Origin of the sequence: uncultured Paraglaciecola sp. (assembly GCF_937123705.1) — a bacterium.
Classification (GTDB): domain Bacteria; phylum Pseudomonadota; class Gammaproteobacteria; order Enterobacterales; family Alteromonadaceae; genus Paraglaciecola.
The window spans coordinates 56,278-66,814 of record NZ_CAKZKO010000031.1; the positions used below are offsets into that span (position 1 = coordinate 56,278).

9 protein-coding genes are annotated in these 10,537 nt (G+C 41.0%); 3 read left to right on the forward strand and 6 right to left on the reverse strand.

What is annotated here, in order from left to right; all coding sequences use genetic code 11:
• Together pqiB and Q0688_RS04510 are read right to left on the reverse strand one after the other, a co-directional pair.
• Entirely contained in the window at window positions 1–1,686 is a 1,686-nt protein-coding gene (gene pqiB / locus Q0688_RS04505; protein ID WP_299073586.1) for an intermembrane transport protein PqiB, read from the reverse strand.
• Complete coding sequence (locus Q0688_RS04510; protein ID WP_367179779.1) at window positions 1,683–2,780, reverse strand: paraquat-inducible protein A; 1,098 nt, start codon at window positions 2,778–2,780, stop codon at window positions 1,683–1,685. The genes pqiB and Q0688_RS04510 overlap by 4 nt, the downstream gene beginning before the upstream one ends.
• A gap of 326 nt (window positions 2,781–3,106) precedes the next feature.
• Between Q0688_RS04510 and Q0688_RS04515 the strand changes: the two genes are divergently transcribed.
• Complete coding sequence (locus tag Q0688_RS04515) at window positions 3,107–5,191, forward strand: M13 family metallopeptidase (RefSeq protein ID WP_299073588.1); 2,085 nt, start codon at window positions 3,107–3,109, stop codon at window positions 5,189–5,191.
• Window positions 5,192–5,274: 83 nt separating this feature from the next.
• Here Q0688_RS04515 and Q0688_RS04520 read toward each other — a convergent pair whose 3' ends face one another.
• The 3 genes from Q0688_RS04520 to asnS form a co-directional block, all read right to left on the reverse strand.
• Window positions 5,275–6,396 (reverse strand): zinc-binding dehydrogenase, encoded by a 1,122-nt coding sequence (locus Q0688_RS04520; RefSeq protein WP_299073589.1) that lies wholly within the window; start codon window positions 6,394–6,396, stop codon window positions 5,275–5,277.
• 190 nt (window positions 6,397–6,586) lie between these two features.
• Entirely contained in the window at window positions 6,587–7,294 is a 708-nt protein-coding gene (locus Q0688_RS04525) for a hypothetical protein (protein WP_299073590.1), read from the reverse strand.
• A 193-nt stretch (window positions 7,295–7,487) separates the two neighbouring features.
• Complete coding sequence (gene asnS / locus Q0688_RS04530) at window positions 7,488–8,885, reverse strand: asparagine--tRNA ligase (protein WP_299073593.1); 1,398 nt, start codon at window positions 8,883–8,885, stop codon at window positions 7,488–7,490.
• Between the two features lie 269 nt (window positions 8,886–9,154).
• On the opposite strand from asnS, the gene Q0688_RS04535 reads away from it, so the two are divergent.
• Window positions 9,155–9,556 carry a hypothetical protein gene (locus tag Q0688_RS04535; RefSeq protein ID WP_299073595.1) on the forward strand — a complete coding sequence of 134 codons (402 nt, stop codon included), beginning with the start codon at window positions 9,155–9,157 and terminating at the stop codon, window positions 9,554–9,556.
• Here Q0688_RS04535 and Q0688_RS04540 read toward each other — a convergent pair.
• A complete protein-coding gene (locus Q0688_RS04540) occupies window positions 9,548–10,012 on the reverse strand; it encodes a GNAT family N-acetyltransferase (RefSeq protein WP_299073597.1) in 465 nt (154 codons plus the stop codon). The genes Q0688_RS04535 and Q0688_RS04540 overlap by 9 nt on opposite strands.
• A gap of 30 nt (window positions 10,013–10,042) precedes the next feature.
• Between Q0688_RS04540 and Q0688_RS04545 the strand changes: the two genes are divergently transcribed.
• On the forward strand, window positions 10,043–10,384 hold the full coding sequence (locus Q0688_RS04545; protein ID WP_299073599.1) for a 5-carboxymethyl-2-hydroxymuconate Delta-isomerase: 342 nt from the start codon (window positions 10,043–10,045) through the stop codon (window positions 10,382–10,384).
• Window positions 10,385–10,537 lie beyond the last annotated feature (153 nt).

The following is a 10,537-nucleotide window of genomic DNA, read 5'->3' on the forward strand; positions in this document are numbered from 1 at the left end:
TTAATTTTTCGCTCCTTTTGAAGGATTTACTTTTGCCTTAGGAATTAAATTAGGCGCCTCGCCGTTTGTAAAAATCAAACTATTAGGTTTGCTATTTAATTGTAATAGTATAGGTTGCAAATCCTGTAGTGTGCTCTGTAAGGTGCGCATCGTCTTACTAAGCTCTGTGTAAGTTTCAGAGTCAGATGAAAAACCTTTGCTTAAATTGGATAGGTTTTCAAGTGTTTCTGCTAATGTACTGCTTAAGTTATCTTTTTGTACCGATGACAACAAAGTATCTACATTGCTTACCGTTACCTGCAGAGCTTGGGCTGTTTTAGACATTTGCGACAGCATACTATTGACGCTATTGGAAATTTCGTTAAGTTTTAACTCATTAATGTTGTCTAAAATGCCGGTGACCTTAGTGGTGATTTCTGAAAATTCACCTGTGATTGTTGGAATAACCTCATATCCCTGTATGGTTTTAGCTGCAACTACAGGCTCATCAGGATAATGTTGCAAGTCGACAAACATGGCACCTGTTAATAGATTGCCGGTTTTTAACGTGGCTCTTAGACCTTGTTGTATCCAAAGGCGAATTTGTTTGCGAATAAATGCCAGGCCTTGGGCGTTGTCGGGTTGTTGTACGCGTCCAGGTTGAATACTGATGGTCACTGGTATGTCGTAGCCTTGCTGCAATAAATTGTTTTGTTGGTACTCTAGTGAGTTAATGGCTAGTACTTTGCCTATCATTAACCCTCGGTATTCAACAGGCGCACCTACAGTTAAACCTCGTATGGTGTCTTTTACTAATATGACGTATTCAGCCTTTAACTTAAAACGTTGTTCTGATGCCGAGTCATAATTGGGGTGAATATCAAAAAAGCTACGCTCGGTAATGACTTGACCCATAGGCATACCGTCAGGAATGCCAAATGTCACCCCGTTTGTTAGCATGGCTTCTAAACTGCCTGTACTGATTTTCATACCACTGGCACCCAATTCCATCTGTACTCCGCTGATATCCCAAAATTTGGTATTCGTTGTAATAAGCTGGTGATAAGGAGCCTCAATAAAGGTATTGTAATAAACAATACGCTCTTCGAAATTGAAGTATATATCTTCAAACTCACCTACTTTGATACCTTTATAGATGACAGGATCGCCTTTTTTATAGGCGAATTCGGTTTCACTATTTAAGGTGACATGCAGCCCTGGAGTACCTGCAGCTGTTACAGGAGGCGCTTCTAAAGCTACAAAATGTTCGCTCAATTGTGCATTGATACCTGGCACCATATTGATATAAGTGCCCGACAAAATGGTGCCGAGTCCGGAAACACCGCTAAGGGATACTCTAGGTGACTCAATCCAAAATTGGTTGTCGGAATGCAATAAAGAACTGGCGTTTTTATTCATTCTAACTGTGACTAAAACACCTGATAAATCTTCTGTTAGCTGTATGTTTTTGACTATACCCACATCGACATTACGGGTTTTTATGGTTGTTTTACCGGCTTCTAACCCCGTAGCCGTGGTAAATTCTATTGTTATAAGTGGACCTTGATTACTCCATTGGTAATACACCATCCATATTCCAATAAACAGCGCCACAATAGGTACGAGCCATATTTTAGATATAGTTCGAACGGGTTTTATTAGCGCTTCTTCTGGCTTAATGGGTTGCTGCTGTGGATCATTAGTCATAGTGATTTGGTCTCACTTTTTGGTTTTTCTGGTTGTAACCATATAAGTCTTGAATCAAAAGACATTGCGGCCAGCATAGTGCAAATCACCACCCCACAAAATGCCAATGCAGCATGACCGGGCAAGATAGTCATAATGTTGCCTAATTGAATTAAGCTAACCAGTATTGCTACTACAAATACATCAATCATTGACCAACGGCCTATAAACTCAGTGATACGATACCAAAACATTCTTTCACTATTAGCATGCTGCTGCTCGGTTTGAATGGAATAATTTAACCAACATAAGATAACAACCTTAGCGACAGGAACAAACAAACTTGCTACAAAAATAACCATCGCTATGGGGTACGATCCTGACTTCCATAGCAAAATAACCCCTCCTAGAATAGTACTAGGTTCATCACTTCCTAACATTGTGGTATGCATAATCGGCAAAACATTGGCTGGAATATATAATAAAACCGATGTTATTAATAATGCCCAAGTTGTTTGAATGTTAAGGCTGGGGTTAATGGGTTGTGGAGTGATTGGGTGGCTCTGCAATAACAATTGCAGTTGATATTTATCCACATACAAAAGTGTCATAGTCATAGAAAGGGTGAATAATAAATAAGCATAAAAAGACAAACCTAATTCAATATCAGCCATTGACGAAATCTTAATTAAACTAACCAATACCCCTATCAAAAATATTTCAGTCATTGTCCATGGTAATAACTTGAAAAGTATGTGTATCACCCATTCTGCTTTTGTTGGTCGCAATCCTAAACTGAGTGTCAGCAATAAATAGAGTAATCCCAGCAACACAAAAGCAGGTAATATCAATACTGCAACCGCTTCTATAATAGCCAATAACACATAGCCCTTTTCAATTAATGTCCATAAGCTGTCAAGCATATCAATTGAGTGATATTGGCCATTGGCACTGAATGATAAAAACGTAAAGGGCAGGGACGCGAATAAAAATATAAGTGAGGTCGTTGTTAACGCAATTATTTTTTGCGAAGCATTGTGATGATAAACCGTTAGTTGCAAGCCACACTGCGGACATACTGCTGCTTGCTTGTGTGTTAGATGCGGCAAAATCACCTTACAATGGCACTCATGGCAGTGTAGTGCGGATGATCTAGGTGGTGTGGTGCTATTTTCAGTAATTTTAGTGACCATAGCTCAAGTTACACATTAAATATCTACTTGTTTATTAAACATAAATTCAACACAAGTAAAAGTAATGTTTTTGCTTGAATGTTTTTTCATTGGCCCAAACAGCTTCAGTTCTTAATATTATACTCAACTCAGTGGACAAATAACTTTACTTGGGTAGTCTTAGGTTAAATTAGGTTTATTTTTCTAAGTGAATCGATAGTTGATTCACTTGACTCGATTAATATAACGTCAACACAGTTGGAACAACAATGAAAAAAACAATCATCAATGTTGCCATAGCTTCGGTATTTTTACTCGGTGCATGCAGTAAACAGAGCGACTCAGAACATGGCAATATGACTGAGTCAAAAGCTAGTGAAAGTACAGTGAAAGGCGTTGCTGAGCTAGGCAGTTTTGGAGTTGAGCTCGATGCCAGAGATGAGTCTGTTAAGCCCGGCGATGATTTCTTCCAATATGCGGGTGGTACTTGGTATAAAAACTTTGTGATGCCCAGTGATAAAACTCGCTATGGCGCTTTTGATAGACTGGCAGAGCGTAGCGAAACTCAAATAAAGGCATTAATAGAAGATATCACTCAAGGCACTAATCTCAATCCTGAACAGCAATTGATTGCAGATTTTTATGCGTCTTATATGGACGTGGATGCGGCCAATGCTAAAGGGCTCGAACCTATAGCGCCTGTGCTTAAACAAATAGCAAAAATTTCCAACAAAAAAGCTTTGGCGGCGGCTTTTGGTCGTGCATGGCTAGATGGTTCAAGTAGTCCAATCAGCGGCAGTATGTGGTTTAACCGTTTAGATCCTGACCAATACCAAATGTCGATTGGGGTAAGTGGTTTAGGTTTACCGGACCGCTCTTATTATCTTGATGATTCACAGCGCTTTATGGATATTCGTAAGGCATACGTGGCGCATATCGAGCAAATGCTAGATTTTGCAGAAGTGGGTAACGCATCACAAAAGGCCCAGCAAATATTGGAACTCGAAACTCAAATAGCAGACGTTCAATGGCCACGTGAAAAACGCCGCAACCGAGACTTGTCGCTCAATCAAATCTTGCGAGAGTCTTTAACTGATACCTATTATGGTTTCGATTGGGATGTATATTTGGCTAAGACCGGTTATCAAATACCGCATTTGAATATATCGCAACCACAGCCGATTAAAGATGTTATTAGGATCATAAAGGATCAGCCGTTAGATACATGGAAGGACTATCTGACTTATCACACTATTTCAAATCAGGCGTCGCTTTTGTCTGATGAGGTGTTTATAGCAAACTTCGAGTTTTATGGTAAAACCCTAAATGGTCAACAACAGCCGCGTCCGCGTTGGAAGCGGGCTATTGCCGCCATGTCGGGTACACAATCTCTTGGTTTTGCCGTGGGTAAAAGCTATGTTGAGAAACATTTTCCCGCTAGTTCAAAAGCACAAATGGGTGATTTAGTTGAAAATTTACGTAAAGCTTTGGGTGAACGTATTGCTGGACTAGATTGGATGGGAGCCGAAACTAAGGTAAACGCCCAAGCAAAATTGGCGGCATTTGTGCCTAAAATTGGTTACCCAGACAAGTGGCAAAGCTTTAAAGGGTTAGAAATAAAGAGCGATGATTTGTTAGGTAACGTAGTGCGTATGCGGCAGTTTTTCCGTGATGACAGTGCCAGCAAAGAACTACAGAAAACCGATCGCAATCGCTGGGGCATGGCGCCTCAAAGAGTGAATGCTTATTACAATAGCTCCTTTAACGAAATTGTATTTCCAGCGGCGATATTACAACCGCCTTTCTTTGATCCTAATGCCGATGCGGCCGTTAACTACGGTGGTATAGGCGCTGTTATAGGTCATGAAATGGGTCATGGCTTTGATGACCAAGGCTCGAAGTCTGATGCCAATGGTATTCAACAAAACTGGTGGACAGATGCAGACCGAGCCGCCTTTGAAGCTAAAGCCGATGCTTTAGTGGCTCAGTACAACGCGTACCAGCCCATCGAAGGCAATTTTGTCAATGGTCGCAATAGTTTAGGCGAGAATATAGGCGATGTAGGTGGCTTATCAATGGCCTACCACGCTTACAAACTCAGTCTTAATGGCAAAGAAGCCCCAGTGATTGATGGCATAACCGGCGACCAACGTTTCTTCTTGGCTTGGGCACAGGTATGGCGTGAAAAACGTACCGAGCAAAGTATGATGTCGCAATTAAAAGGCGGCACCCATGCACCGGGTCGCTATCGAGCATTAGCGCCTCGTAATCACGATGCTTGGTATAAAGCTTTTGATGTAAAGCCTGATGATGCCTTGTATTTAGCGCCAGAAGATCGGGTGCGTATTTGGTAGATATGAAGAATTGGAGTTGGATTTACTTTTGACTCATAAGGAACGGGCGCATTGTGCGCCCGTTTTTGTTGGTATTGATTAAATTATGCTTTAGTCGGGTTAACTAAATACTTTTCACCGGTCTTTTTAGCATTATATTTAAGGACTGTTTGAGGTTGCATTACCTCCTCTAAACTCAGCTCTTCGGTAAAAGTAGAGGCGAAGGTGGTGTTTATCTCGTCTGCTACTCTCTTGTGTAATTTACCTACTTGCTCAGGTGCTAATTTTCCTAAGAAGCGCATCAATAACCATCCACCAATGCCCCATGTCATGCCGTAGGCACGGTTAAGGGTAGTAGGTGAAAAGTCTAGGCCGCCATAGATATATACTTGTTTATTGGCTTCTGAGCCATAGGTATTAAAGCCGACTGCGTCTTTGCTGCCTACGGCTTCCATAGCGGTTAATATATCGCTAACAATTTCGCCGCCGCCAATGGCGTCAAAAGCTAAAGTAGCACCGGTTTCGGCAATGGCTTTGTATAGATCAACTTTAAAGTTAGGGCTAGAAGAATCGCAGATATGTTTGGCACCAATAGCCTTTAAAATATCAGTCTGTTGTTGATTGCGCACTATATTCACTAAAGGTACATCTTCTGCTAAACAAATTTTGTTGAGCATTTGCCCTAAAGCCGATGCCGCTGCAGTGTGAACTAAAGCTGTGTGTCCTTCCATACGCATGGTTTCAACCATACCTAGCGCTGTCAGCGGGTTGACAAAAGATGACGCCGCTTGTTTAGCAGTGGTGCCTTCATTATGAACAATACAAGCTTGCATAGGAAGGCAAGCATATTCACTGTATATAGCGCCAGACAATACCCCAACTGTTTTACCTATTAGAGCTTGAGCCCCAGGATGATCGCCAGCGGCAACCACTACGCCTGCTCCTTCGTTTCCTATGGGTAATACTTGATCTAAACGTGACTTAATACGAGGCAATAAGCCTTTGTGTACTGGAGCTGTCAGCATTTTATTGGCTGCGTCGTAACTGGCTTCAGTCAAATCGGCGGGTCCAAACATTGGCCACATATCTGATGGGTTAATAGGGGCGGCTTCGATGCGTACTATGACTTCATGGGCTTTTGGCGTGGGCATATCGTGCTCTTGTAACGATATTTTTAATTGCCCTTGTGAGGTGATCTCGGTGAATAGTTGTTTGGTTTGGTTCATATTATTTTTCTCTGGCGTAATTTTAGGTAACCACAAATTTATCTGAAACACTGGTTTTCTGCCATTTTAATAATGAAGATAAGTTAATCATTTATATGTATGGGAAGTAGTTCCTATAAGTTACTGCGTAATGCACTGGAGTTGAACAAAAATCAAACAGGCGACTGTGGGATCCAGTCGCATTAGTTGACTATTCGACAATGGTTGCGGTGATCTTAGTGATAAACACTTCAGTTTTTCCTTCAAATCCTGAGTCGAAACCTGCCGTTATCCAAAGCCCCCCTTCGTTATCTGACATAACGTCGATAATGTCTGTCATTGTGAGTGTTTTCTTTTCGTAAATAGGATCTAGGCCACATTCAACTGAATTGGCAATATTACCCACCACTACACCTTCGGTACCCGATTGCGATTGATTGCCTATGTCGATATTAAGGCGATACATGTTGTTATCTAGAGTATTGATTGGTTCATCTTTGCTAGCTGCCAAATTTACATAGACGGATTCGCCAGGCGCACCGCCTATTCCCACACAGTTTTTACTAATATTACTGACAATATCCACGGTTAAAGTAGCTTGGTACAAGGTGGTGGCGAATAATCCATCAATTGGCAATGTGATCCCCATAAATAAATCATCCGAATGATTATTCCCTACCAATCTCCAGCCTTTGATATCACTGAAAGTACTGGGTAAATTTTCATAGCCTGAATCAAGTTCATAGAAAGTTTCCTCACCTTCAGGGTAGTCAGAAAAAATGGCAGCAGCACTGAAGTTTTCAGTATTAAAATCAAATACAAATTCAGTGTCTGGAGTGATTTGTACGTCGTTGTCATCGTTACAGGCGGTGATCCCTATTGACATGATGCAAGCTAATACAGGTGTGATTTTCTTCATTGATAGCGCTTCCTTTAGTTAAGTTGAGAAGACTCTAACAACGAATGTTTTTTAAATCTGTGAATAATAGTAATCAAACGTAATCAATACTTAACTAATACCATCAATTACTTATGGCGATTGGTATAAGTGTTCTTCACATTAAAAAAGCCACCTTGAAGGTGGCTCTCTGAATATACCAATACAAAATATGTTAGTAGTTGGCATTTCCCGGTGTTCTTGGGAAGGCAATCACATCGCGGACATTTTGCATTCCTGTAACATAGGCCACTAAACGCTCGAAGCCTAGACCAAAGCCAGAGTGGGGCACAGTACCGTATTTACGTAGATCTCGATACCAACTGTAGTCTTCTGGGCTAAGGTTCATTTCTGCTAAGCGGCGGTCAAATACATCAAGGCGCTCTTCACGTTGCGAGCCACCTATGATTTCTCCAATTCCCGGTGCTAACACATCCATCGCGGCAACGGTTTTGCCGTCGTCATTGATGCGCATATAAAATGCCTTAATATCTTTTGGATAGTTTTGCATGATGATAGGTGCACCAACGTGTTCCTCAGCTAAATAACGCTCATGCTCAGAGGATAAATCCACACCCCAGCTCACAGGGAACTCAAACTTTTTACCGCAGTTTTGCAAAATTTCGATAGCATCTGTGTAGTCCATACGCACAAAGTCTTGCTCGATGACTTTTTCGAGTCGCGAGATAGCTTCTTTATTGATGCGCTGGGCAAAAAAGGCCATATCGTCGGGGCGCTCGGCTAATACTGCTTTGAATACATATTTAAGCAAGTCTTCAGATAATTGCGCAATATCGGCTAAGTCGGCAAAAGCCACTTCAGGTTCGATCATCCAAAATTCGGCCAAGTGGCGGCTAGTGTTTGAATTTTCGGCTCTGAAAGTGGGTCCAAAAGTATAAATTTTAGACATGGCAGTGGCGTAGGTTTCGCCGTTTAGTTGACCAGAAACCGTTAAAAATGTCTCTTTACCAAAAAAGTCTTGGCTGTAATCGACATCGCCTTTTTCGGTTTTGGGAATATTCTGCATATCTAAAGTGGATACTCTAAACATTTCACCCGCACCCTCGGTATCACTTGCGGTGAGAATAGGAGTGCTGACCCAGCAATAGCCTTGTTCATAGAAAAAGCGGTGAATAGCTTGTGACAAACAGTTACGCACTCGGGTTACCGCGCCGCCTACGTTAGTACGGGCACGTAAATGGGCGTGTTCTCGTAAATATTCCATACTGTGGCGCTTAGGAGCCATAGGGAAGGTATCGGGATTTTCGACCCAACCAATAATGTCAACTTTTGTGGCTTCAATTTCTAAGGATTGACCTTGACCTTGTGACTCTTTTAACGAGCCTGTCACTTCAAGAGAACAACTGGTGGTTAACTTTTGAATATCTGAATAATTTTCAATGGAGTTAAGCGCTATGACTTGTATAGGATCGAAGCAGCTACCATCATGTAGTGCAATAAAAGACAAACCAGCTTTTGAATCACGGCGAGTTCGTACCCACCCTTTCACTGTTACTTGGTCACCAACTGAATATTTACCGGCAAAAATCTCTGCCACCGGGGCGTGCGCCATTTACTTCTCTCCAATTATAGGGATATGCATCCCTTCTTCATTTATTATGTAAACTGTTTACTATTTTAAGGTTAATCGTTCTGAATATGGTGAAAATACCAAATAACACAAAAAATACTCGTGAAACCTTAGATACAGCCGAAAACAAACCTAAATTAACTACATTTATCGATGGAGTTGACTTGGCTATTGTTGCAAGGTGTGTAATCTTACTCAGGTAGCGCCTAGACTCAAGAAAAATCGACATTTAAGCAAATTTAATTGAGCATATGAAAAACTTAAATCAAGCATTAAAAAAGGTGAAGAACAGAAGAAAGTTACCACGGGAAAAAGACAGGTTTTACCAGTGTATGGTGTTTTTCAATGTCTTAGGGTGGTTTGTGTTTCTTGGCGCGCTCTTGGTGTTTCATGATGCCCGCCCTGAGTTTGTTTCTGGGTTGCAAGAATTTTGGGGCATTGAAGGGCGTCAACAATGGTCAAAAACACTGACAATGTATTTAGTTGCTTTGTTGTCGTTGTGTTTAATGATTAGTATCACAGTATTAATTATGAAAAGCAGGCGCAACAGGCGTGAGAAAGATCATTTTGGTATTAGTGGCCAAGTATTAATGATTACAGCGGTATCAAGTTTGATTATTCTCTATTTTGAATACACCGCGCCTTTAAACTAATTGTTTCTCCATTTTAAAATTTGTTAAGGCTTGCCCTCGAATAGTGACAACTTGCGGACGTGTTACGGTAAAACCGTTTTTTTCAAAAAAAGCCTTAGCTGTAATGCTAACGTCTGCGGATAATTGCTTAATTTGTTGTTGCGCCGCTAAGCCATGAATATGAACCATTAATGCACTGCCAACTCCCTGACCTTGATACTGATGATGGCAGAAGAAATGATCAATATAGCCTTTTTGTTGAAGATCGCCATATCCGATAATTTTTTTGTTATCAACACATACAAAAGAACCCAGCTCAGCAAGTTTTTTGGTCCATAATACTGTGTTAAATTCTGCAGGCGCCCAAGCGTTTAATTGTTTTTTTGTGTAATCACGGGCATTGACATGATGCACTGTGTGCTGAAAAAGTTGCCATATTTCATGTTCTTCGCCAAGATGATAAGCTCTTATTTTCATTGATGAATTTACCTAGATTAGGACATCATTATGCCTCATTGTATTGTTGAATATTCTAAAGTTGTAGAAGATAAATTACCAATTAAAACGCTAATCAGTTCGCTGCATCAGAGTGTATTTGAGTCGGGCTTGTTCGAAGAATCTTCAATTAAAACACGGGCACTTGCCTACACCGATTATCAGACGGGTGTGTCTGATACTGCATTCATCCATATTACCTTGAAAATATTGCAGGGTAGAAACCATCAACAGAAAAGAGCACTAACCCGCTTAGTAATGGATAAGTTAAGTGTTGTGGTGACGTCACCTATTTCACTGTCAATTGAGGTCATGGACATTGAAAAAATAAGTTACAAATGGGTAATGCTATAAAGGCGTGGCAGCTTGTGATAGTAAACCGGATGTAAATTTGATGGATAAGAGCATGCTTGGTAAGTAACCCGAACTCGATAAGAAACGCCTGTAAGTAGCGCTATTTTTGCCCCTATCTTCGTTGTTCATCATGAGTGTAGAGTGACTACACAA

What these genes read in the sequence shown, in the direction of transcription:
- pqiB (WP_299073586.1), bottom strand. Translation starts at nt 1,686, where the DNA reads ATGACTAATGATCCACAGCAGCAACCCATTAAGCCAGAAGAAGCGCTA.
- Q0688_RS04515 (WP_299073588.1), top strand. Translation starts at nt 3,107, where the DNA reads ATGAAAAAAACAATCATCAATGTTGCCATAGCTTCGGTATTTTTACTC.
- Q0688_RS04520 (WP_299073589.1), bottom strand. Translation starts at nt 6,396, where the DNA reads ATGAACCAAACCAAACAACTATTCACCGAGATCACCTCACAAGGGCAA.
- Q0688_RS04525 (WP_299073590.1), bottom strand. Translation starts at nt 7,294, where the DNA reads ATGAAGAAAATCACACCTGTATTAGCTTGCATCATGTCAATAGGGATC.
- asnS (WP_299073593.1), bottom strand. Translation starts at nt 8,885, where the DNA reads ATGGCGCACGCCCCGGTGGCAGAGATTTTTGCCGGTAAATATTCAGTT.
- Q0688_RS04535 (WP_299073595.1), top strand. Translation starts at nt 9,155, where the DNA reads ATGAAAAACTTAAATCAAGCATTAAAAAAGGTGAAGAACAGAAGAAAG.
- Q0688_RS04540 (WP_299073597.1), bottom strand. Translation starts at nt 10,012, where the DNA reads ATGAAAATAAGAGCTTATCATCTTGGCGAAGAACATGAAATATGGCAA.
- Q0688_RS04545 (WP_299073599.1), top strand. Translation starts at nt 10,043, where the DNA reads ATGCCTCATTGTATTGTTGAATATTCTAAAGTTGTAGAAGATAAATTA.